The organism is Xanthomonas euroxanthea (assembly GCF_900476395.1).
GTDB classification, from domain to species: Bacteria; Pseudomonadota; Gammaproteobacteria; order Xanthomonadales; family Xanthomonadaceae; genus Xanthomonas; species Xanthomonas euroxanthea.
The window spans coordinates 31,989-55,112 of sequence record NZ_UIHB01000005.1 but is presented as its reverse complement, the minus strand read 5'-3'; the positions used below and the strand labels follow the sequence as shown (position 1 = coordinate 55,112).

The 23,124-nt window shown below is 66.3% G+C and carries 20 protein-coding genes and 1 pseudogene; 14 read left to right on the top strand and 7 right to left on the bottom strand.

Annotated features, from left to right (window positions below; genetic code table 11):
- Positions 1-73 precede the first annotated feature (73 nt).
- Genes CPBF1521_RS14435 through CPBF1521_RS14425 form a run of 3 tightly spaced genes read left to right on the top strand, consistent with a single transcriptional unit; the run spans position 74 to position 2,960 of the window.
- Positions 74-1,204 carry an ABC transporter ATP-binding protein gene (locus CPBF1521_RS14435; protein ID WP_115677433.1) on the top strand — a complete coding sequence of 377 codons (1,131 nt, stop codon included), beginning with the start codon at positions 74-76 and terminating at the stop codon, positions 1,202-1,204.
- Positions 1,201-2,115, top strand: coding sequence for an ABC transporter permease subunit (locus CPBF1521_RS14430; RefSeq protein ID WP_104649071.1), 915 nt, complete (start codon positions 1,201-1,203; stop codon positions 2,113-2,115). Before CPBF1521_RS14435 ends, CPBF1521_RS14430 begins: the two co-directional genes overlap by 4 nt.
- Positions 2,112-2,960 carry an ABC transporter permease subunit gene (locus CPBF1521_RS14425; RefSeq protein ID WP_115677432.1) on the top strand — a complete coding sequence of 283 codons (849 nt, stop codon included), beginning with the start codon at positions 2,112-2,114 and terminating at the stop codon, positions 2,958-2,960. The genes CPBF1521_RS14430 and CPBF1521_RS14425 overlap by 4 nt, the downstream gene beginning before the upstream one ends.
- A gap of 156 nt (positions 2,961-3,116) precedes the next feature.
- On the opposite strand, the gene CPBF1521_RS14420 is transcribed toward CPBF1521_RS14425, so the two are convergent.
- Positions 3,117-3,410 carry a hypothetical protein gene (locus CPBF1521_RS14420; protein WP_235858466.1) on the bottom strand — a complete coding sequence of 98 codons (294 nt, stop codon included), beginning with the start codon at positions 3,408-3,410 and terminating at the stop codon, positions 3,117-3,119.
- 387 nt (positions 3,411-3,797) lie between these two features.
- Here CPBF1521_RS14420 and CPBF1521_RS14415 point away from each other — a divergent pair, with 387 nt between their 5' ends.
- Positions 3,798-5,162 carry an NAD-dependent succinate-semialdehyde dehydrogenase gene (locus CPBF1521_RS14415; protein WP_115677431.1) on the top strand — a complete coding sequence of 455 codons (1,365 nt, stop codon included), beginning with the start codon at positions 3,798-3,800 and terminating at the stop codon, positions 5,160-5,162.
- Positions 5,163-5,450: 288 nt separating this feature from the next.
- On the opposite strand, the gene CPBF1521_RS14410 is transcribed toward CPBF1521_RS14415, so the two are convergent.
- From CPBF1521_RS14410 to CPBF1521_RS14385, 6 genes are all read right to left on the bottom strand, one after another.
- A complete protein-coding gene (locus CPBF1521_RS14410; RefSeq protein ID WP_047125205.1) occupies positions 5,451-6,452 on the bottom strand; it encodes a magnesium and cobalt transport protein CorA in 1,002 nt (333 codons plus the stop codon).
- A 14-nt stretch (positions 6,453-6,466) separates the two neighbouring features.
- A complete protein-coding gene (locus CPBF1521_RS14405; RefSeq protein WP_235858475.1) occupies positions 6,467-7,720 on the bottom strand; it encodes a lipoprotein N-acyltransferase Lnb domain-containing protein in 1,254 nt (417 codons plus the stop codon).
- 14 nt (positions 7,721-7,734) lie between these two features.
- Positions 7,735-8,613: an HlyC/CorC family transporter gene (locus CPBF1521_RS14400; protein ID WP_016901625.1), complete on the bottom strand. Its 879-nt coding sequence runs from the start codon at positions 8,611-8,613 to the stop codon at positions 7,735-7,737.
- 95 nt (positions 8,614-8,708) lie between these two features.
- Positions 8,709-9,227, bottom strand: a complete 519-nt coding sequence (locus tag CPBF1521_RS14395) for a hypothetical protein (protein ID WP_115677429.1) — start codon at positions 9,225-9,227, stop codon at positions 8,709-8,711.
- Positions 9,227-9,712 (bottom strand): rRNA maturation RNase YbeY, encoded by a 486-nt coding sequence (ybeY, locus tag CPBF1521_RS14390; protein WP_104582154.1) that lies wholly within the window; start codon positions 9,710-9,712, stop codon positions 9,227-9,229. Before ybeY ends, CPBF1521_RS14395 begins: the two co-directional genes overlap by 1 nt.
- A 54-nt stretch (positions 9,713-9,766) precedes the next feature.
- Complete coding sequence (locus tag CPBF1521_RS14385; RefSeq protein WP_115677428.1) at positions 9,767-10,429, bottom strand: hypothetical protein; 663 nt, start codon at positions 10,427-10,429, stop codon at positions 9,767-9,769.
- Positions 10,430-10,846: 417 nt separating this feature from the next.
- Between CPBF1521_RS14385 and CPBF1521_RS14380 the strand changes: the two are divergent.
- From CPBF1521_RS14380 to recJ, 10 genes and pseudogenes are all read left to right on the top strand, one after another.
- Positions 10,847-11,023 (top strand): annotated as a pseudogene (locus tag CPBF1521_RS14380) (nuclear transport factor 2 family protein); the annotation flags it as partial.
- A gap of 369 nt (positions 11,024-11,392) precedes the next feature.
- Positions 11,393-12,595: an aminotransferase-like domain-containing protein gene (locus tag CPBF1521_RS14375; protein ID WP_115677425.1), complete on the top strand. Its 1,203-nt coding sequence runs from the start codon at positions 11,393-11,395 to the stop codon at positions 12,593-12,595.
- Entirely contained in the window at positions 12,592-13,314 is a 723-nt protein-coding gene (locus tag CPBF1521_RS14370) for an MOSC domain-containing protein (RefSeq protein ID WP_115677424.1), read from the top strand. The genes CPBF1521_RS14375 and CPBF1521_RS14370 overlap by 4 nt, the downstream gene beginning before the upstream one ends.
- 458 nt (positions 13,315-13,772) lie before the next feature.
- Complete coding sequence (gene dapB / locus CPBF1521_RS14365) at positions 13,773-14,489, top strand: 4-hydroxy-tetrahydrodipicolinate reductase (protein ID WP_115677423.1); 717 nt, start codon at positions 13,773-13,775, stop codon at positions 14,487-14,489.
- Between the two features lie 239 nt (positions 14,490-14,728).
- Positions 14,729-15,862: a glutamine-hydrolyzing carbamoyl-phosphate synthase small subunit gene (gene carA / locus CPBF1521_RS14360; protein ID WP_104585273.1), complete on the top strand. Its 1,134-nt coding sequence runs from the start codon at positions 14,729-14,731 to the stop codon at positions 15,860-15,862.
- Positions 15,859-16,215, top strand: a complete 357-nt coding sequence (locus tag CPBF1521_RS14355; RefSeq protein WP_047124293.1) for a hypothetical protein — start codon at positions 15,859-15,861, stop codon at positions 16,213-16,215. The genes carA and CPBF1521_RS14355 overlap by 4 nt, the downstream gene beginning before the upstream one ends.
- 114 nt (positions 16,216-16,329) lie before the next feature.
- Positions 16,330-19,572: a carbamoyl-phosphate synthase large subunit gene (gene carB / locus CPBF1521_RS14350; RefSeq protein WP_104585271.1), complete on the top strand. Its 3,243-nt coding sequence runs from the start codon at positions 16,330-16,332 to the stop codon at positions 19,570-19,572.
- A gap of 8 nt (positions 19,573-19,580) precedes the next feature.
- Entirely contained in the window at positions 19,581-20,045 is a 465-nt protein-coding gene (gene greA, locus CPBF1521_RS14345) for a transcription elongation factor GreA (protein ID WP_016903166.1), read from the top strand.
- 30 nt (positions 20,046-20,075) lie between these two features.
- Positions 20,076-20,996 carry a phosphoglycerate mutase gene (locus CPBF1521_RS14340; protein WP_115677422.1) on the top strand — a complete coding sequence of 307 codons (921 nt, stop codon included), beginning with the start codon at positions 20,076-20,078 and terminating at the stop codon, positions 20,994-20,996.
- Complete coding sequence (recJ, locus tag CPBF1521_RS14335; protein ID WP_115677421.1) at positions 20,993-22,732, top strand: single-stranded-DNA-specific exonuclease RecJ; 1,740 nt, start codon at positions 20,993-20,995, stop codon at positions 22,730-22,732. The genes CPBF1521_RS14340 and recJ overlap by 4 nt, the downstream gene beginning before the upstream one ends.
- The last annotated feature ends 392 nt before the right edge of the window (positions 22,733-23,124 follow it).

Genomic DNA, 23,124 nt, shown 5'->3' with positions numbered 1-23,124 from the left:
CCGGGCACTGGTGGCCCCGGCGTCTTGCGGTGCACAGTCATTGCCGGGCCACGCTTCGCAAACGAGAGGGTTCATGGCACTTACCCAGGCCGCAGCGGCGCCGCTTTCCGCTGGCGACAACGCCTATCTGAGCATCAGCGAGGTCCGCAAGGAGTTCGACGGCGTCGTCGCGGTCGACGAAGTCAGCCTGCAGATCCGCAAGGGCGAAATCTTCGCGTTGCTGGGCGGCTCGGGCAGCGGCAAGTCCACCTTGCTGCGCTGCCTGGCCGGCTTCGAGCGGCCGACCAAGGGCCGCATCGTCCTCGATGGCCAGCCGATCGACGCACTGCCGCCGTACGAGCGCCCGATCAACATGATGTTCCAGTCGTATGCGCTGTTTCCGCATATGAGCGTGGAGCAAAACATCGCCTTTGGACTGAGGCAGGAAGCCCTGCCCAAGGCAGCAATCGCGGCGCGCGTGGGCGAGATGCTGGAGCTGGTGCAGCTCGGCAGCCTGGCCAGGCGCAAGCCGCATCAACTCTCCGGCGGCCAGCAGCAGCGCGTGGCGCTGGCGCGTTCGCTGGCCAAGCGGCCCAAGTTGCTGCTGCTGGACGAACCGATGGGCGCACTGGACAAGAAGCTGCGCTCGCAGATGCAGCTGGAGCTGGTCAACATCATCGAGACCTCCGGCGTCACCTGCGTCATGGTCACCCATGATCAGGAGGAGGCCATGACCATGGCCACCCGCATCGCATTGATGGACCAGGGCTGGATCCAGCAGGTCGGCACCCCGGACGAAATCTACGAACAACCGGCCAACCGCTTCGCCGCCGAATTCATCGGCTCGGTCAATCTGATCGATGCGGTCATCGTCGAGGACAAACCGGACCACGTCAGCCTGAAGGCCCGGGCATTCGACGCCAGTATCCGGGTCGGCCATGGCATCACCGGTTTCGAAGGGCAGGCGGTGGCGTTCGCACTGCGTCCGGAAAAACTGGTCATCGGCAAGGAGGAACCCGCCCAGCCCTGCAACAAGGCGCAGGGCGTGATTGAGGACATCGCCTATTTCGGCAGCCACTCGGTCTACCACGTGCGTCTGCCCGGTGGCTTCAAACTGATGGCCAACTTCGCCAATCGGCAGCGCTGGGCCAGCGAAGCGCTGACCTGGGGCGACACTGTGTGGCTGAGCTGGGGCGAGGACGACGGCGTGGTGCTCACCGCATGAGGCGCCGCCTGTTCCGCGCAGCAGTGCCGGGCGCGCGCTGGGGCGTGATCGCCGCACCGTATCTGTGGCTGCTGGTGTTCTTCGCGATCCCGTTCCTGATCGTGCTGAAGATCTCCTTTGCCGAGCGCGCCACCGCGATGCCGCCGTACACGCCGCTGTTCGCCATCGCGGCCGATGGCGCGGTGAGCGTCAAGCTGCATCTGGGCAACTATCTGGTCCTGCTGCACGACAGCCAGTACCTGGCGGCGTATGCGAGTTCGATCCGGATCGCGGCGCTGTCGACCGTGCTTGCGCTGTTGATCGGCTACCCGATGGCCTATGTCATTGCGCGGCTGCCGCTGGCCACGCGCAACGTGGCGATGATGCTGGTGGTGCTGCCGTCGTGGACCTCGTTCCTGGTCCGCGTGTACGCCTGGATCGGCATCCTCGACGGCAACGGCTTGCTCAATCAGGCGCTGCTGGCGCTGGGAGTGATCCGCCAGCCGTTGCAGTTGCTGTACACACCGCTCGCCGCCTATATCGGCATCGTGTACTGCTATCTGCCCTTCATGGTGCTGCCGTTGTACGCCAACCTGGTCAAGCACGATCGGCGCCTGCTCGAAGCCGCCTACGATCTGGGCGCGCGGCCGTGGCAGGCGTTCGTGCGCATCACCTTGCCGCTCTCGCGCAACGGGATCGTGGCCGGCTGCATGCTGGTGATGATTCCGGCGGTGGGCGAATTCGTGATTCCGGAAATGCTGGGCGGGCCGGATACCTTGATGATCGGCCGCGTGCTGTGGGGCGAGTTCTTCAACAATCGCGACTGGCCGGTGGCCGCTGCGGTGGCCACGGTGATGTTGCTGCTGTTGCTGGTGCCGATCGTGCTGTTCCACCGGTATCAGCAGCGCGAGCTGGAAGGGCGGCTGACATGATGCGCGCCTGGCGCGGTGGTCGCGTGCTGGGTGGCAGCGTGCTCGCGCTGGGCTTCGGCTTTCTGTACCTGCCGATCCTGTTGCTGATGGTCTACTCGTTCAACGCCTCGCGGCTGGCGATGGTGTGGGGCGGCTTTTCCACGCGCTGGTATGGCGAATTGCTGCGCGATCGCCAGCTGCTGGATGCGGCCTGGGTCAGCCTGGAAGTCGCGTTCTGGACCGCCGGGGCATCGACGCTGCTGGGCACGATGGCGGCGCTGGCGATGGTGCGCATGCGGCGTTTCCCCGGCAAGACCCTGTTCGGTGCGCTGATCACCGCGCCATTGGTGATGCCGGAGGTGATCATCGGCCTGTCGATCCTGTTGTTGCTGGTCTCGATGGGCGGCGTGCTCGGCATCGCACCGCGCGGCGCGGTGGCGATCTGGGCGGCGCATGTCACCTTCACCGTCTCGTTCGTGACGGTGGTGATCTCCTCGCGCCTGCAGGAACTGGATCGCTCGCTGGAAGAAGCGGCGATGGATCTGGGCGCGACACCGTTGAAGGTGTTCTTCCTGATCACCTTGCCGATCATCGCCCCCGCATTGGCATCGGGCTGGCTGCTGGCGTTCACGCTGTCGCTGGACGATGTGGTGATCGCCAGCTTCCTGGCCGGGCCCAGTTCGACCACCTTGCCGATCAAGGTGTTCGCGTCGGTGCGGCTGGGCATCAGCCCCAAGATCAACGCGCTTGCCACGCTGATGGTGCTGGCGGTGTCGATCGCCGCAGCGATCGGCTGGTGGCTGCTGGCGCGCAGCGAACAACGCCGCCAGCGCGATGCACAACTGGCGCTGCAAGCTGCTTCCTGAGCAGGCACCAATATGAGTGTGGCGAATGCATCGCCACCAGCGGCGGCCAGACGGCTGCGAACGCCGACGCCACCGACATCCACGATGGCTGCACGCCGATTGCGGACGCCTGATGCGGCCACCGGACGCCGGGCACGGCAGTTGGTTGGGCCGCTGTTACCTGGCCGGAGGCGTGTACCCGCTGTCCCAGGGCTGCGGCTTGGTCAGGTAGCACTGATACTCGGCGCTGATGTCGTAGCCCTGTTGCTCGACCTTGGGTTGTTCGTCGGCGCGATCCTTGTCCTTGTTCTTTCCGTCGTCCTTGGATTTCTGCTTGCTCGGATAGATCGTGACCATGTTCGGCGACGAGTGCGCGGTAACGAATTGGCGGATGGCAGTGTCCGAGCAGGCCCGCAGTGCCTGTTCCTCGCAGGGTTGACTGGGATTGGGCAGCGTGTTGGTGCAGCTCACGGTGACAAATCCGTTCGGACCCGGACGCGGGCCGTGCAGCATGTCCTGCAGAACGGCGCACCCCGGCAGGCAGGCGCCGATGCCAAGTACAACTAGAACAATCAGATCCCGGCGCATCGTGGTGGTCTTCCGTGAATGGATGAAGCTGCCAAGTGCCGAATGCTAGAGCATTTTTGTGCGGTGGGACGGTCGGGACAGGGCAGGGCCGCTTTCGTTAGCGTGGCTGGAAGCGTTGCTCCGGTTGCCAGTGATCCGCGAGCGGTGCGATGGAGGTGCGGCATTGCGTCGCGGCGTGGGTAAACACAGCGTTGCAGCGATTTGCTGCGGTTGTGACGCGGCTGCAACTTGCCGGCGACTAGCATGGCGGGCCTGTAACAGGAGACCGTCATGTCCTACGACACCGTCAACCCGGCCAATGGCCAGGTCGAGCACACCCAGCACACCCTCGACGCTGCCGGCATCGAAGCGCGCCTGGCTGCTTCCGCCAAGGCATTCCCGCAGTGGGCGGCGCTGCCGTTGTCAGAGCGCGGCGCGCTGTTGCGGCGCGTGGGCGAAGAGCTGACCCGGCGGCGCGACGAGTTGCAGCGCATCATGACCGCCGAGATGGGCAAGCTGCGACACGAGGCGCTGGCCGAGGTCGACAAGTGCGCACAGGCCTGCGCCTATTACGCCGAGCATGCGGCCGAATATCTGGCACCGCGCGACATCCCGACCGAGGCGCAGTCCAGCTATGTGCGCTACGAGCCGCTGGGTTGCGTGTTTGCGGTGATGCCGTGGAATTTCCCGCTGTGGCAGGCGTTTCGTTTCCTCGCCCCGGGGCTGATGGCCGGCAATGTCGCGCTGCTCAAGCACGCCAGCAATGTGCCGCGTTGCGCCGATGCGATGAAGCAGGTGCTCGATGCCGCCGGTATTCCGCCCGGCGTGTTCGACGTGCTGCATATCGACAACGATCAGGCCGCAGCTGTGCTGCGTGACGATCGCATTGCCGCGGTGACGCTGACCGGCAGCGAGCGCGCCGGGCGGTCGCTTGCTGCAAATGCGGGCGATCAGTTGAAGAAGTGCGTGATGGAACTGGGCGGCAGCGACGCGTTCGTGGTGCTGGAAGACGCCGACCTGGAGCACACCGTCGCTTCAGCCGTGCAGTCGCGTTTCGACAACAGCGGGCAGACCTGCATCGCCGCCAAGCGCTTCATCGTGGTGGACGCCATCGCCGATCGCTTCATCGAACGCTTCGTGGCCGCCGCCGCCAAGCGCGTGCTCGGCGACCCGCAGCAGGAGGCCACCACACTGGCGCCCATGGCCCGCGCGGATCTGCGCGACGAGTTGCACAAGCAGGTACAAGCCAGCGTGGGAAAAGGCGCCAAGGTGCTGCTGGGCGGCGAACCGGTGCCTGGTTCGCATGCCGGCTATCCGGCCACCATTCTCGATCATGTCGCCCCGGGCATGCCGGCCTACGAGGAAGAATTCTTCGGTCCGGTGGCCTCGGTGATTCGCGTGCGCGATGAGGCGGAGGCGGTACGCGTGGCCAACGACACTAGCTTCGGCCTGGGAGGCAGTGTGTGGACTTCCGATGCCAAGCGCGGCGAGCGCGTGGCGCAGCAATTGCAGTGCGGCGCGGCGTTCGTCAATTCGGTGGTCAAGAGCGACGTACGCCTGCCGTTCGGCGGCATCAAGCGCTCGGGATTCGGCCGCGAGCTGGCCGAGCACGGCATCCACGAGTTCATGAACATCAAGACCATCTATGTGGCTTGATGGCCGGGATTGGTGATTCGGGATTTGGGATTCGTAAAAGCAGGCCTTCCTTCTCCCCTCGGGAGAAGGTGCCCGAAGGGCGGATGAGGGTACGGGCAGCCCACGATGATGCCGACGCCTTCTAACCAGCCAGTACAGAGTCAGCGCGCCTTGCAGTACGTGCAGTGCGGGAACCTCCAGCAGCTCTGTGCCAAGCCAACACTCAGCAGTCAGAAAAACCTGCTCTACCCATTCCCGAATCCCGAATCCCGAATCCCGATTCCCGATTCCCAGGCCGCAACGCGGCCCTCAAAGCCACCGCGCACGCTTGAACAGGCGATACAGCACCAGGCATGAGGCGACCACGCCGGCGACCAGCAGCGGGTAGGCGTAGCGCTTGTCCAATTCGGGCATGTGGGTGAAGTTCATGCCATACCAGCTGGTGATCAGGGTGGGGGCGGCCAGCAGCGCGGCCCAGGCGCCCAGGCGCTTGACGGTTTCGCCCTGGGCCAGGGTCACCATCGACAGGTTGACGCTCAGCGCGGTGCCCAGCATCTCGCGCAAGGTGTCGATGGCGTCATTGATGCGCACCGCGTGATCGAGCACGTCGCGCAGATAGATGCCGACTTCGTCGTGGATCAGCGAGCCCGGGTTGCGCTTGAGGTGCGAGAGCACGTCCTGCAGCGGCGCCACCACCAGCCGCATCTTGTTGAGTTCGCGCTTGAGCTCGTACAGGCGCACCACGGTTTCGCGCTTGTAGTTGTCGGCAAAGATGTCCTTTTCCAGGCCTTCCAGCGTGTCGCGGAACTCGTCCATGATCGGCAGATAGTTGTCGACCACGAAATCGAGCACGCCGTACAGGCAAAACGAGGCGCCCATGCGCAGCATGGCCGGTTCGCGTTCGACCCGGTGCCGCACCGGCGTATACGACAGCGATGCGCCATGGCGCACCGTCAACAGAAAGCGCGCGCCCAGGAACGCGTGCGTCTCGCCGTAGCGGATGCGCTCGTTGACCAGCTGCGCGGTGTTGACCACCACGAACAGGGAGTTGCCGTAGCTCTCGGCCTTGGGGCGCTGGTGCGCCTTGAGCGCATCCTCGATGGCCAGATCGTGCAGGCCGAACTCGTCCTGCAGTTTGTGCAGTACCGATTCCTGCGGCTCGTACAGCCCCACCCAGACGAACCCATCCGGGCGCTGCAGCACGTCGCTGATCTGCTCCAGGCTGATGTCGTGGCGTTCGCCCTCGCCGTCGTAATAGGCACAGGTGATGACGCAGGAGGGGTTGTCCGGATGGCGGCCGTGGTGGTTCATGGACGCATCCTGGATCAGCGCGTGCGCACGGACAAGTCACGCCGCCGCAAGGCGATGGCGAGCGCGGTGTGGATGGGCAACAGCAGCAGCACCCATTGCAGGTTGTCCTGCGCCTGGAACGACAGCCAGTGGATCAGCAAGGCCAGCAGGGCCGAGCCGGCGACCAACCAGCGCAGCACGTCGAACCAGCGTCCGGGCCGGCGCCCGCGCAGCAGGGCGATGCCGCCGACCAACAGCAGCACGCACAGCGGGTTGACCAGCAGCAGGTTGCGATTGGCCCAGGCCGATTGATGCACGGTGAAGCCCCACAGATACACCAGCAGGCCGCCGCCGATCGCGCACAGCAGCCAGTACGGCAGGGCGAGAGCGGCGAGCACGCGCGGCCGGCGACCGAGCGCCAGCACGCCGGCGGCGACGATCAACCCGGTCAGCAACCATGGCCACCAGTGCCGTTGCTGTTCGGCCGGCTCCGGTGCGATGCGATGCGGCAACAGCACCTGCGTGGACTGCACCAAAGGGCGGCCGGCGCTGTTGTGCACCTGGGTCAGGCTGTCGGCCAGCCGCATCGGTACGAAGGCTTCTTCCCAGCGCGACAACGGGCGGTCGGCGTACGGCCCCAGGCCCAGGTCGAAGCCCAGCCACATCCACGGGGCGGGAGAGGCCAGGCGTACTGCCTCGCTGCGGTAGGTATTGCCACGCGAGCGCCCGGCCAGTTGCGATTTCAATGCGCCGCCCATCGCCCGGTCCAGCGTGTCGCGGACCATCGTGGCGCAGTTGGCCACGAAATAATCGTAGTGATAGCGCGCGTTCTCGGGCCGGCTGCGAACGGCCAGCCCGTCGGCCAGCGCGCGCGCCTGGTCCGGTGGCAGATCCAGCCACTGGATGCTGACGCCGCGGCCGACCGCGCGATATTGCTGCAGGTCTTCGTCCAGCGGCAACGCGACCAGGTAGTACATCATCTCGCCGCGCGCAAAACGCGGAACGAAATCCGGCTCGCTGGGATCGAAGAAGCCGAAGTTGTAGGAGGTGGCCTGCCCGGTGACCGGATCGACCACCACGATGGCATCGTGACCGAAGCGCTCGAAGAACACCTCGCCCGGCTGCATGGTGACCACGCCGACACGCGGTGCCGACGCAGCCGGTTGGGCAGGGGCCTGATCGGCGACCTGGGCAACGGCGGCAGGCGCCACCAGCAGTGCAAGCAACAGCAGCAGGCAGGACGCCGCCCATCGCCGAACCCTGCCGCGGCCTGTTGCTGCAGCAGTCATGCGGTGCGAAAGGTTCAAGCGTCGTCCTGCGGGTCTGGCGGCAGGATGGTCACGTGGAAGGCGTGCACGCGCCGCGCATCGGCCTTGGCCACGCGGAACGCAAAGCGCCCCAGCGTCAGCTCCTCGCCGGTTTCCGGCAGATGCCCGATCGCATCGGTGACCAGGCCGCCGACGGTGTCGTACTCGTCATCGGGGAAGTCGGCGCCAAAGCGCTCGTTGAAGTCCTCGATCGGCGTCAGCGCATCGACCACATAGCGGCCGTCGGCCTGGATGGCGATCAGCGAATTCTCTTCCTCGGCATCGTCGTGCTCGTCGTCGATCTGGCCGACGATCTGCTCCAGCACGTCCTCGATGGTGACCAGCCCGGCGACACCGCCGTACTCGTCCACCACGATGGCCATGTGGTTGCGCGACAGGCGGAATTCCTTGAGCAGGACGTTGAGCTTCTTCGATTCGGGGATCAGCACCGCCGGGCGCAGCAGTTCGCGCACATTGCCGGGGCCGTTGTCGGCAACCACGCCGCGCAACAGGTCCTTGGCCAGCAGGATGCCGAGCACTTCGTCCTTGTTCTCGCCGTGCACCGGGAAGCGCGAATGGCCCGATTCCACCACCTGCTTCATCAGGTCGATGAAACGCGCCTCCACCGGCAGCGAGACCATCTGCGAGCGCGAGATCATCACATCGCCCACGGTGAGCTCGGACACGGAGATCGCGCCTTCCATCATGCGCAAGGTGTCTGCGGCGATCAGGCCGTCCTGCTCGGCGGTCCGCAGCAACGCGACCAGTTCGTCGCGGGTATGGGGCTCGCCAGAGAAGGCAGCGCTCAGGCGCTCGAGCCAGCTACGGCGTTTTTCGGGTGTTTCTTGGGATTGGCTACTGTCGTCTTCGGACATCGTGACGGGGGGCGGCACCCGGCAAACCAGGCGATAGCAGGCAGTCTAACAGGAAGCCGCTAAGGCGCTGTAGACGGGGCGGGGCGGGCACCGCGTCAGGGCAGGTCCAGGCTGTAGCCGCAGCCGACCACGGTCTTGCCCGGATGCGACTTCACGTTGGAGACGCTGAGCACGATCGATTCGATCATCGCCTCGCCGGTCTTGGGGTTGGTGGTGTCTTCGCTGACCAGCTCACGGCCGTACATGACCTTGTCGGCGTTATCCACGCCCAGTTCCAGGTTCAGCTGCTTGGCCAGCGGGCGCGGGTCGGGCAGGTCCAGCAGCGCCATGACGCTGGCGCCGGAGAACGCGATATGGGTGGTGCGGTGGCCGAACACGGTGATCGGCGTGTTGAGCGTGTACTCGGTCATGAACAGGTTGGCCTGTTCCAGCGGCGTCCAGCCCAGCGCAACCGCCTTGAGCGGGTCGGCCAGCACCGGCGCCAGCGCGTTGAAGTCGCCGATGCGCTGGCGGCATTCGATCAGGGCCGGCAGGTCCGGACGCACCGGCGCGGTCTGGGCCCAGGCGCCGGAGCAGGCCAGCAACAGCACCGCGGTGGCGACACAGGCCCGCATCAGTGCTCTCCCGCATAGGGGTCGTCGATGCCGAGATCGGCCAGGATCTCGCGTTCGAGTTGCTCCATCGCGTCGGCCTCCTTGTCGTCCTCGTGATCCCAGCCCAGCAGGTGCAAGGTGCCGTGCACGGTCAGATGGGCGTAATGGGCGGCCAGCGACTTGCCTTGTTCGGCGGCCTCGCGCGCCACCACCGGCGCACAGATCACCAGATCGCCGAGCAGCGGCATCTTGATGCCCTTGGGCAGGCCCTCGGGCAACTCGGCCGGAAAACTCAGCACATTGGTGGCGTAATCCTTGCCACGGTAATGGTGGTTGAGCGAGCAGCCTTCCTTCTCATCGACAATGCGCACCGCCAGATCGGCCTCGCGGATGCGCCCCTTCAGCGCGGCCGCCACCCACTTGCGAAAACTCACCGCCGACGGCAGGCCGGCGCGCGGCAGCGCGTAACTGACAGCGACGTCGAGGCGGACAGGTCCACGGGTCATGGCGATACCAGCATTGAGCTCAGACAGGGGCCACAGTATCGCGCGTGTGTTGCCTCACTGCGACTTCCACTCGCCGGCGTTGTAGGTGATCTTGATCACCTCGACTGTTTCGACTAGCTCTTCGATGCCTGCCTGCTTGGTCGAACTGTGGCAATTGAAGTCCATATGGGTCTTGAGCTGGCGTGCCATCTCAACGGCGCCCTGCTCTGGCGCGGCCTTGGCGTCGAGGTAGATGGTCTGGTCCGCGCACCCGCCAATATTGCTGACCTGGATGGCCGGCACGAGCGCGCGCGCAGCCTGGTCGGCGAGTGCGTCGAAAGTGGTCTGCGCGGTTGCTTGCTGCGCTGCCGATACCCGCAGCTTGATGTAGTAAAGCTGCTTGTAGAACAGATAGCCGTTGGACAGCAGCGGCATGCCGGACGACGCCAGGTCCACGCTGAGCCGCAACTTTTCCCCAACGATGCGTTCGGCATCCGCGATGGCTGCGATCACCTTGGCATCCACTGCGTTGGCCGGGATGTTTTTCGGGGCATCATCGCTGGTCAATACGAACCTGCTTTGGTCCAGCTCGTCCAGCCGCGAATAGCTGCCTTGTGCGCGCGCCGCGGCGAGGTCTTTGCGAAAGGCGACCATGCCGTACTCGATGGCCTCGGCTTGATCGCGCTGCCCGGCCGGATAAACGAAGACATCGATATTCAATTCCGGATGCTCAGCCATCGTGTAATGAAATGCGGCCCCCGACACCTTGGCTGCGGGGTTGTACGAGCTGCGGGCGAGCGTAAATGGACCAACGCTCCTCGGTGCGGCCAGGTAACTGGTCTCGATGTAAGCGCGCGAGGATGCCGGGGCCTCATCCGGAGCGGCCGATAACGCACCTGGGGCAACACCCAGCATGCAGACGAGCAACAACGCGCGACAACCGACCATGAGCACCTCCTGTGCGGAACGATGCCGCAAGTGTATCGCCGTTGCGCACTGGGCTGGTGCAGCTGGCTCAGCACCGCTGCAGGCGGACAGGCGCAAAGGGCTACGCGATGACTAAGCGCTGCGGATTACTGGAGTCTGGAGGTCTCCCTGCTCGTCCGGCGTTGCACCGAACCGTGCCGAGCAAGGCATCCACGGTCACGTCCCGCCACCAGGATCGAGATCGCCGCCGATGAAGCCTCGGCCATGGTCGAGACACGTGCCACGCTCGGCTTGCCGGGGGTGCGCATGACCTTCCGCTCGCGCGACAAGCTGATCCGCAAGCGCTGGAAGACCTTGATCGAACGCAGCGAAGGCACGGCCTGGGTCGGCCCGGCGTACGAGTAGGCGCCGCCGGCACTGTCGCTGCCGCATTGCCAAGGCGGTGTCATCGATGCGCCGACGCGATGCCGGTCATCGACACGCGCCGATCTGGCTCGCTGCCCAGCCGACCTGCGCACGCAGCCTGCGTCGGCGGAAACAGGTGACATTCCGTGCAAGGCCATGCACGTGTGGCGATCGCCTTGCTGGCAGGCGCCAACGCGAGGACATCGACCGCACTGCACGGCAATGTCGGTAGCGCCAGCGCAACGCAGGAAAGCAGGTCGCCACGCGTGGCGATGGTCGGTGCGGCACCACCCCCGTCATTGGCCGAGGTGCGCATCCGACGCTGCAGTGCACAGCGGGCCGGCCATACGCCTTCGCTATGCTTGGGCCATGACGACCTCCTTCCAGATCTCCCGGCGTGCGCAGGCGCTGACCAGTTCGGCGATTCGCGAAATCCTCAAGGTGACCGAGCGGCCGGAGGTGATTTCCTTCGCCGGCGGGCTGCCGTCGCCGGCCACCTTTCCGGTGGAGCGCATGCGCGCGGCCAGCGATCAGGTGCTGCGCGATGCGCCGCAGGCCGCACTGCAATACGGCCCCACCGAAGGCTATGCGCCGCTGCGCGACTGGGTGGCCGCACGCCTGAGCCGCGACGGCGCCAGCGTCCGGCCCAGCCAGGTGTTGATCACCACCGGCTCGCAGCAGGGGCTGGACCTGCTCGGCAAGGTCTTCATCGATGAGGGCAGCAAGGTGCTGGTGGAAACGCCAAGCTACCTGGGTGCGTTGCAGGCGTTTTCGCTGTTCCAGCCGAGCTTCATCGGCATGCCCTCGGACGAGGACGGGGTGGTGGTGGAGGCGCTGGACCCTGCATTGCTGGCCGATGCGCGCTTTCTGTACTGCCTGCCGAATTTCCAGAACCCCACAGGCCGCCGGTTGCCGCTGGCGCGGCGCCAGGCCCTGGTGGCGCACGCGGCGCAGGCGGGCGTGCCGATCGTCGAAGACGATCCGTATGGCGAGCTGTACTACAGCGGCCGGCCGCTGCCGAGCCTGTTGTCGCTCAATCCGGAGGGCGTGATCTATATGGGCTCGTTCTCCAAGGTGCTCGCGCCCGGCTTGCGGCTGGGCTATGTGGTTGCGCCCGAGGCGGTGCTGGGCAAGCTGATCCAGGCCAAGCAGGCGGCCGATCTGCATACGCCGTCGTTCACCCAGCGCGTGGTCCACCAGACGCTGCAGGACGACTTCCTGGACACGCATATCCCGCAGATCCGCGCGCTGTATGCGCGCCAATGCAGCCTGATGCTGGAGGCCCTGGATCGGCATTTCCCACCCCAGGTGCAATGGAATCGCCCCGAAGGCGGCATGTTCCTGTGGGTGAGCCTGCCGCCCGGGCTGGACGGCACCGCGCTGCTGGCGCGTGCGATCGCGCGCAATGTCGCGTTCGTGCCGGGCGCGCCGTTCTACGCCACCTTGCCGCAGGTCAATACCTTGCGGCTGTCGTTCGTCACCGTGCCCGGCGACAGGATCGATGCCGGCATCCAGGTCCTGGGTGAGGTGTTGCGCGAGGCGCTGGCCGAGTTGCCCGGGCAGGGCGCGTGACCACGCAGACCAGTGGCGTGCAGGCGCCGGCGCTCGCGGTCAGCATCGACCGCGTGGCGATCGGGGTCGCACGCGATTTCACCCGGCCCGGTAGCCGCAGCGCCATCGACAAGCGTGCGGTGAGCGGGCCTGTGCGCGTCGGTCCGGACGGGCTGCACGGTGACGAGCAGGGCGACCTGCGTGTGCACGGCGGGCCGGACAAGGCGATCCATCACTATCCGCGCGATCACTACGCTGCCTGGCAGGCCGACCTCGGCGCGCATGCGTTGCTGGAGACGGCCGGCGCGTTCGGCGAGAACCTGAGCAGCGTCGGCCTTACCGAGGCCGAGGTCTGTCTGGGCGATCGCTTTGCATTGGGTACGGCGGTGGTGGAAGTGTCGCAGCTGCGTCAGCCGTGCTGGAAGCTGTCCGACCGCTTCGGCCTGCGCGACATGGCGCGCCGCGTGCAGGACACCGGCCGCACCGGCTGGTATTACCGCGTGCTGCAACCCGGCGACGTGGCAGCCGGCGACATGCTGACGCTGCAGCAGCGACCGCACCCGCAATGGCCGCTGTCGCGCCTGCAACAGGTGTTGTACGCGCGCAATGTCGATGCCGCCGCCATCACCGCAGTGTTGCAGCTACCGCTGGTGCCGTCATGGCGGGCGCTATTCGAACGCCGCTTGCAACGCCGCGAAATAGAGAGCTGGAGCAAGCGCCTGCATGGCGCAAGCGACTGAGAGCCGCCAACACCATCGCACGCAATCAAAGCCCGCAGCCGCGCTAGCTGCAGGGCTGAGATTTGGGATTCGGGAGTCGGGAGTCGGGATTGGGGAATCGCGGTCACGAAGTCGGCAAACGCCACCTTCCAGGCGCCGCCATGATGGCCGTGTGCCATGCGTCTTCATCGTCCTTGCCAACGTACAGCGGCGCAGCCCTCACCGACCCATGGCCGCTCGCGCCGTTGTGTGCCAACCACCACGCGCACCCCACGGACGCCACCAAGCCAAAGCGCCACAGCACATAAAACGCGCACACCCGCACCCGCTCTCACGAGTCCCTGATCCCGATTCCCGATTCCCGGCTTTAACGACTCCCCAATCCCGACCCCCCAATTCCAGCTTTTACGATTCCCGATTCCCGATTCCCGATTCCCAGCTATCTTGTACAACCCCATCGCCCAGCTAGGCCTGCCGCCATGACAACGTCTCCTGTGAAAGTTCTGATCCACGGCGCCTCCGGGCGGATGGGCAAGGCCTTGCTGCGTCTGGCTGCCGAAGACGAGGCCTTGCATGTCGTCGGCGCGGTGGTGGGGCGTGCGCCCTCGCAGCGCGTGGTGGACGGCGTGCCGTATTTCGCCGCCAGCGAGCTCGGCGGTGCGCCGAGCTTCGACGTGGCGATCGACTTCAGCCTGCCGCAGGGCTTCGCGCCGATCCTGGCGTTGTGCGTGCAGCGCGGCAAACCGCTGGTGTCCGGCACCACCGGTCTGGATGAGGCGCAGCGCGCCGCCTTGCTGGAGGCCGCGCAGCAGATTCCACTGGTGTGGGCGTCTAACTTCAGCCTGGGCGTTGCGGTGCTGACCGAGCTGGTGGAGCGTGCCGCCGGCAGCCTGCCGGGCTGGGATTGCGACATCGTCGAAGCCCACCACGTGCACAAGCAGGACGCACCCTCCGGGACCGCACTGACGCTGGGGGAGGCGGCCACCGGCAGTGGCGCGCAGCCGCGCTTTGCCAGCCTGCGCGCCGGCGACATCGTCGGCGAGCACACGGTGCAGTTCACCGGGCTGGGCGAGCGGGTGGAACTGGTGCACCGCGCGACCAACCGCGACATCTTCGCGCGTGGTGCCCTGCATGCGGCCAAGCGGCTGCTCGGCAAGCCGCCCGGCAGCTATCGCGTGCGCGATCTGGTGCTGTAACCGGCGCGTCGCCGCGCATGAATGGCGAATGATCGCAGTGGCGCCTTCATCCCGCCATTGCGATGCCGGCACGGCAGCCGGTGTTCTTCAGGCTGGCATGCCGGGGCACTTGCCTTTACAATTCTCGCTTGCCCGAACCAGCGTCGGACCGGTCCCCAGCACCGCGTCCGCGCTTTGCTGCAACCGGAATTTGGCCGGAAGCGCATCGGAGTCCCAGGCAGCCAGAGCGAGACCCCCACGTGACCCAACCCGCAATCCTTGTCCTCGAAGACGGCACCGTGTTCGAGGGCGAATCCGTAGGCGCCAACGGGCTTTCCGTCGGCGAAGTGGTGTTCAACACCGCCATGACCGGTTACCAGGAAGTCCTGACCGATCCCTCCTACGCCCGCCAGATGGTCACGCTGACCTATCCGCATATCGGCAATACCGGCTTTACCGATCAGGATGACGAGGCCAGCAAGATCTGGGCCGCCGGCCTGATCGTGCGCGATGTGCCGCGTCGCCCCAGCAGCTGGCGCAGCGAAGTCGCACTGCCGGAGTGGCTGCAGGCCCGCGGTGTGGTGGCCATTTCCGGCATCGATACCCGCAAGCTGACCCGCCTGCTGCGGCAGAAGGGCGCCCAGAACGGCGCGCTGATGGCCGGCGAGATCGATGTCGACAAGGCGCTGGAAGCCGCGCGCAGCTTCCCCGGCCTGAAGGGCATGGACCTGGCCAAGGTGGTTTCCACCGAGACCAGCTACGGCTGGCAGGAAGGCTCGCTGGATCTGAACTCCGACACGTTCGTGCGCACCGAGCTGAAGCACAAGGTCGTGGCCTATGACTACGGCGTCAAGCTCAACATCCTGCGCATGCTGGCCGACCGTGGTTGCGACGTCACCGTGGTGCCGGCACGCACGCCGGTGGCCGAGGTGCTGGCGATGCAGCCCGATGGCGTGTTCCTGTCCAATGGCCCGGGCGACCCGGAGCCCTGCGATTACGCGATCGCCGCGATCAAGGAGCTGGTCGCGCAGAAGGTGCCGACCTTCGGCATCTGCCTGGGCCATCAGCTGCTGGCGCTGGCCGCCGGCGCCAGCACGGTCAAGATGACCACCGGCCATCACGGCGCCAACCATCCGGTGCAGGATCTGGACGGCGGGCGGGTGATGATCACCTCGCAGAACCATGGCTTTGCGGTGGATGAAAGCACGCTGCCGGCCAATGTGCGGGTGACCCATCGTTCGCTGTTCGATGGCACCAACCAGGGCATCGCGCTGACCGACGCGCCGGCGTTCTCGTTCCAGGGCCACCCGGAAGCCTCGCCGGGGCCGCGCGATGTGGGGCCGCTGTTCGACCGGTTTGTGGAGTTGATGGCCAAGGATGCCAAGCGCGCATGAGCGCTCGGTTGATGGGTGTGCTGATCCTGCTGGTGGGCGCCGCCGTGGCCTATTGGGGCGTCTGGATGCCGCTGCAGCAGGCGCAGGCGGGCGTGGCGTCGATCACGCTGCCCGGAGGCATCAAACTGGCCTTGCTGGTGCCGATGTGTGTCGTCTTCGGCATCGGCTATGTGGTTGGAGGAGGATCCTTTCACCAGCGCATGCAGAACACCGACCCGGACAAGGTGCGTCGCTGGGGCAAGACCTCCGGGACCGGCTGGCTGTTGCTCCTGGTCAGCTTCGCCGCCGCGTTCGCGCTGCATCAGTGGATGCAGAACACCCTGCGCGCCCTGGGCTATGGATACGCCGGATGACCCCGGCTTTCGGCTTCGTGGAGTCGATGCAACATCATGCCGCGTCGCGATGCGATCGCCGCGGCCACTCTTCCGCACCTGCGGCTCGCCGCATGTTCCTAATCGAGTAAAGAAATGCCAAAGCGCACCGACCTAAAAACCATCCTGATCATCGGCGCCGGCCCGATCGTCATCGGCCAGGCCTGCGAGTTCGATTACTCCGGCGCGCAGGCGTGCAAGGCGCTGCGCGACGAGGGGTATCGCGTGGTGCTGGTCAACAGCAATCCGGCCACGATCATGACCGACCCGGACATGGCCGATGCGGTGTACATCGAGCCGATCAACTGGCAGACGGTCGAGAAGATCATCGCCAAGGAAAAGCCCGATGCCCTGCTGCCGACCATGGGCGGGCAGACCGCGCTGAACTGCGCGCTGGATCTGGCCGACCATGGCGTGCTGGAGAAGTACAACGTCGAGCTGATCGGCGCCAAGCGCGAAGCCATCCGCATGGCCGAAGACCGCGAGCTGTTCCGCGTGGCGATGGGCGAGATCGGCCTGGATTGCCCCCGGGCCGAAGTGGCGCACACGCTGGAAGAGGCGCTGGATATCCAGACCCGCGTCGGCTACCCGACCATCATCCGCCCCAGCTTCACCCTGGGTGGCAGCGGCGGCGGCATCGCCTACAACCGCGAAGAGCTGATCGAGATCGTCGGCCGTGGCCTGGAACTGTCGCCGACCACCGAAGTGCTGGTGGAAGAGTCGGTGCTGGGCTGGAAGGAGTTCGAGATGGAAGTGGTCCGCGACACCGCGGACAACTGCATCATCGTCTGCGCGATCGAAAACCTCGACCCGATGGGCGTGCATACCGGCGACTCGATCACCGTGGCACCGGCGCAGACGCTCACCGACAAGGAATACCAGCGCCTGCGCGATGCCTCGATCGCGGTGCTGCGCAAGATCGGCGTGGATACCGGCGGCTCCAACGTGCAGTTCGGCATCAGCCCGACGACCGGCCGCGTGGTGGTGATCGAGATGAATCCGCGCGTGTCGCGTTCCTCGGCGCTGGCGTCCAAGGCCACCGGCTTTCCGATCGCCAAGGTCGCCGCCAAGCTGGCGGTGGGCTATACGCTGGACGAATTGAAGAACGAGATCACCGGTGGCCTGACCCCGGCCTCGTTCGAGCCGTCGATCGACTACGTGGTCACCAAGATCCCGCGCTTTGCGTTCGAGAAATTCCCGCAGGCCGATGCGCGCCTGACCACCCAGATGAAGTCGGTGGGCGAGGTGATGGCGATGGGCCGCACCTTCCAGGAATCGCTGCAGAAGGCGCTGCGTGGGCTGGAAACCGGCAAGATCGGGCTGGATCCGACCGGCCTGGACCTGAGCAGCGAAGACGATATCGCCGCGCTCAAGCGCGAGCTCAAGGCGCCGGGTCCGGAGCGCCTGTTCTATGTCGCCGATGCCTTCCGCGCCGGCATGAGCGTGGCCGATGTCTACGCGCTGTCGTTCATCGACCCCTGGTTCCTGGATCAGATCGAAGAACTGATCAGCCACGAGCAGCAGCTGGCTGATGACGGCATGCAGGCACTGGATGCGGCGCGTCTGCGCACGCTCAAGCGTGCCGGTTTCTCCGATGCGCGCCTGGCCGAGCTGACCGGCACCAACGAAGAATCGGTGCGCACGCTGCGTCGCGCGCTCAAGGTGCGCCCGGTCTACAAGCGCGTGGATTCGTGCGCTGCCGAATTCGCAACCAGCACCGCGTACCTGTATTCGACCTACGAGGACGAGTGCGAGGCGCTGCCGACCGATCGCGACAAGATCATGATCCTCGGCGGTGGCCCCAACCGCATCGGCCAGGGCATCGAGTTCGATTACTGCTGCGTGCACGCAGCGCTGGCGCTGCGCGATGACGGCTTTGAAACCATCATGGTCAACTGCAACCCGGAGACCGTGTCCACCGACTATGACACCTCCGACCGTCTGTACTTCGAGCCGCTGACGCTGGAAGACGTGCTGGAAATCGTCGAGCTGGAAAAACCCAAGGGCGTGATCGTGCAGTACGGCGGCCAGACCCCGCTGAAGCTGGCGCGCGCGCTGGAAGCCAATGGCGTGCCGGTGATCGGCACCTCGCCCGATTCGATCGACCTGGCCGAAGACCGCGAGCGTTTCCAGCAACTGGTCGACAAGCTGGGCCTGAAGCAGCCGCCCAACCGCATTGCCCGCAATGCCGAGGAAGCCCTGGTGCTGGCGCGCGAGATCGGCTACCCGCTGGTGGTGCGTCCGAGCTACGTGCTCGGCGGCCGCGCGATGGAAATCGTCTACGGCGAATCCGATCTGGCGCGCTATGTACGCGACGCGGTCAAGGTCTCCAACGATTCGCCGGTGCTGCTGGACCGCTTCCTCGACAACGCGGTGGAAGTGGACGTGGACATCATCGCCGACAAGGATGGCAACGTGCTGATCGGCGGCTTGATGGAACACATCGAGGAAGCCGGCGTGCATTCGGGCGATTCGTCCTGCTCGCTGCCGCCGTATTCGCTCTCGCCCAAGACCCAGGCCGAGCTGCGTCGCCAGGTGGTGATGCTGGCCGAAGGCCTGAACGTGGTGGGCCTGATGAACACCCAGTTCGCGGTGCAGGTAAACGAGGCCGGCGACGACGTGGTGTTCCTGCTGGAAGTGAACCCGCGTGCCTCGCGCACCGTGCCGTTCGTGTCCAAGGCGATCGGCATGCCGCTGGCCAAGATCGCCGCGCGCTGCATGGCCGGCAAGACGCTGGCCGAGCAGGGCGCCACCAAGGAAATCGTGCCGGGCTATTACTCGGTGAAGGAGGCGATCTTCCCGTTCGCCAAGTTCCAGGGCGTGGACCCGATCCTCGGGCCGGAGATGCGCTCCACCGGCGAGGTGATGGGCGTGGGCCGCAGCTTCAGCGCCGCGTTTGCGCGCGCGCAGGAGGCCGGCGGCATCAAGGCACCGCCGGTGGGCAAGGCGTTCGTGTCGGTGCGCGATCCGGACAAGCAGCGCGTGCTGCCGGTGGCGCAGGCCCTGGTGGAGCGCGGCTATACGCTGGTCGCCACGCGCGGTACCGGCGCCTGGCTGCAGCAGAACGGGCTGAACTGCGAGATCGTCAACAAGGTCGCCGAAGGGCGCCCGCATATCGTCGATTCGATCAAGAACGGCGAGATCGTGTATATCGTCAACACCACCGAAGGCCGCGCCGCCATCTCCGATTCGTTCTCGATCCGGCGTGAAGCGTTGCAGCATCGCGTGACCTATTCGACCACCGTTGCCGGCGCCAAGGCGCTGGTGCATTCGCTGGAATTCCGCGGCACCGGCCCTGTCTGGTCGCTGCAGGAACTGCACAAGGAACTGGAAGCATGAGAGCACCCATGACGGCAAAGGGCGCGCAGCGCCTGCGCGAAGAGCTGGACCAGCTGAAGTCGGTCAAGCGTCCGGCGGTGATCAATGCGATCGCCGAAGCACGTGCGCACGGCGATCTGAAGGAAAATGCCGAATACCACGCCGCACGCGAGCAGCAGAGCTTCATCGAAGGCCGCATCAAGCAGCTGGAAGGCGAACTCTCGCATGCCGAGATCATCGACATCACCAAGCTGTCGGCCGGCAACAAGATCGTGTTCGGCGCCACGGTGACGCTGGCCGACACCGAGACCGACGAAGAGAAGCGCTACCAGATCGTTGGCGATCTGGAGGCGGACATCAAGCTGGGCATGATCGCGATCTCCTCGCCGTTGGCACGCGCGTTGATCGGCAAGCTGGAAGGCGATTCGGTCACCATCGATGCGCCGGCCGGCCAGCGCGAGTACGAAGTGGTCAGCGTTGCCTATCTGGACTGACGGGCCGGGAACGAGCGACCCCACCGACCGATGACCACCGCAACGCTGCTGCTGCCGGAAAGACGCCGCCTGCCCGGTGCGTTGGGCGACACGCCGGTGGCGCGTGCGCTGGCGCGCGCCGACCAGCAAAGCGTCGAGCCCGGCGAGGTGGCGCAGCTGCAGCGCCACTTCACGCTGACGCCTGCGCAGTGGCCGGTGGCCGCATTGACCCGCCAGCTCGATGCCGGCGATGCGGCCGGTGCGACCTGGGTGCGTGCCGATCCGGCCTACGTGGTACCGGACATGCAGGGCGCCCGCTTGATGGGCTACGGCGAGGCGCTCGGCCCCACCGCCGAGGACCTAGCGGTGTTGTTGCCGATCCTCAAGCCGATGTTCGGCGATGCCGGCTTCCTGCTGGATGCGCCCACGCCTGCGCGCTGGTATCTGCGGCTGTCGCCGGATGCCAGGCTGCCCGACTTCGCGCCGCCGGATCTGGCGATCGGCGATGACCTGTTCGAGCATCTGCCGGCTGGCGAGGTCGGCCGGCGCTGGCGTGCCTTGCTGACCGAAGCGCAGGTGCTGCTGCATCAGCATCCCTGGAACGAGGGCCGCGTGGCCAGCGGCAAGCCGGCGATCAATTCGCTGTGGTTCTGGGGCGGCGGCGTGCTGCCGCAGGCGGTGAGCTCGCCGCACCGTCAGGTGCGCAGCCGCGAATCGCTGCTGCGTGCGCTGGCGCTGGCGGCGGGCGCCGATGCGCAGGGCGAACAACGCGTGGACGCATTGGTGGACCTGCGGCACCTGCGCTCGCTGCAGCAGTTCAGCGACGACGCGGTGGCGCCGTTGCTGGCGGCAATGGCGCGTGGCGAACTGGATCGGCTGGTGCTGGATTTCCAGGATGGCGACACCGTGTCGCTGACGCGTGCGCAACGCTGGCGTTTCTGGCGCAAGCCGCGGGCACAGCTGGCGCAATGACCTCCACCCCGCGGATCGTCCGGCGCCCACCCGGGCAGGCCGGCAGTTGGCCCGATGCCATGTTGCCGCTGCTGCGCCGCATCTATGCCGCGCGCGGCGTGACCGATACGCAGGGCGCGCAGCCGCGTCTGGGGCAGTTGCTGTCACCGCAGTTGCTGCACAACAGCGACGTCGCGGCCGAGTTGCTGGCCGATGCGATCGCACAGCAGCGTCGCATCCTGGTGGTGGGCGATTTCGACTGCGATGGCGCCACCGCCTGCGCGGTCGGCGTACGTGGCTTGCGCATGCTCGGCGCGCTGGATGTCCACCACGCGGTGCCCAATCGCATGGTGCATGGCTATGGTCTGTCGCCTGCGCTGGTGGACGAGCTGGCTGCATTGCAGCCGGATCTGCTGGTCACCGTCGATCACGGCATCGCCTGCCACGCCGGCGTGGCCGCGGCCAAGGCGCGTGGCTGGACGGTGCTGGTCACCGATCATCACCTGCCTGGTGAGGTGTTGCCGCCGGCCGATGCGATCGTCGATCCGAACCTGGCCAACGACCGCTTCCCGAGCAAATCCCTGGCCGGGGTCGGGGTGATCTTCTACGTGCTGATGGCCTTGCGCGGCGTGCTGCGCGCGCGCGGCGCCTTTGCCGAACGCGCCGAGCCGGATCTGTCGGTATTGCTGGACCTGGTGGCGGTCGGCACGGTCGCCGACCTGGTGCCACTGGACACCAACAACCGTGCGCTGGTGTCGGCCGGCCTGCGCCGCCTGCGCGAGGGCAAGGGGTGCATCGGCCTGCGCGCCCTGATCGAGGCCAGCGGCCGCGACGTGGCGCGCCTGAGCGCCAGCGATATCGGTTTTGCACTGGGGCCACGTCTCAACGCCGCCGGCCGACTGGAAGACATGGCCCTGGGCATCGAACTGCTGCTCAGCGAAGACTGGAGCCGGGCGCGCGAGATCGCCGGCACCCTGGAAGAGATCAACGCCGAGCGTCGCGCGGTGCAGCAGTTGATGACCGACGATGCCGAGCAGGCGGTCACCAAGGTGGTGCTGGATGCCGATGGCGAATTGCCGATCGCCGCGTGCCTGTTCGACGCCGACTGGCACCCCGGTGTCATCGGCCTGGTCGCCTCCAAGCTCAAGGACCGGCTGCATCGCCCGGTGATTGCATTGGCGCCGGCCGAGCCGGGCAGCAGCCAGCTGCGCGGCTCGGCACGTTCGATTCCCGGCCTGCATATCCGCGATGTGCTGGCTGCGGTGGACGCGCGCCACCCGGGCCTGATCCAGAAGTTCGGCGGGCATGCGATGGCGGCCGGATTGAGCCTGGAGCAGGCCGCACTGGCGACCTTCGAGCAGGCATTCCAGCGCCAGGTGCAGACGATGGTGGACGCCTCGTTGCTGCATGCCGAATTGCACAGCGACGGCGAACTGGCCGCGCACGAGCTCGATCACCTGCATGCCGAGGCACTGCGCGTGGCCGGGCCGTGGGGGCAGGGTTTTCCCGAGCCGCTGTTCGATGGCCGGTTCGAAGTGCTGCAATGGCGCCTGCTCAAGGAGCGCCATCTCAAGCTCACCCTGCGCTGCGCGGGTCGCGCCGAACCGCTCAACGCCATCCACTTCAATGGCTGGCGCGGCAGCGAGCCGGCACGCATGGTGCGGCTGGCGTACCGCCTGGTCAGCGACGACTATCGCGGCGGCACCGCGGTGCAGTTGATCGTCGAACATTGCGAGCCGGCGACAGTCACTGGCTGAACTGCGGGCTCAGCGTTCTCTCTATCTCTTGTAGGCTGCACCTGGCGTCATCTGGATGATCCAGGCCGCGTTGGTCGAGGGCGCGTGGTGTCCTCGCCGCTCGCGGGATGCGCCGTGAATCCGTCCGTGGAGGGAGCTGAGCGTCGGGTTCTCAGGCGCGCGGCTGCCAGTCGCTGGCTTCGGTAAGGGGCGGCAGCGCGGCCGGGGATCGGCTCCTCGGCTCGGTCAGACATCCTGTCTGACTCGCCGCCGCGGCACCTCCTGAGTGCCGCTCTCCGCCAATCCCCGGCCACGCTGCCGCCTCGGCATGTCGTTTCCGCGACCTGGTCAAGGCAGGCCGCTTCACCATCTTGTTTTCAAGCTTCGCGATGACGACGCTGCAGGTGTTTTCT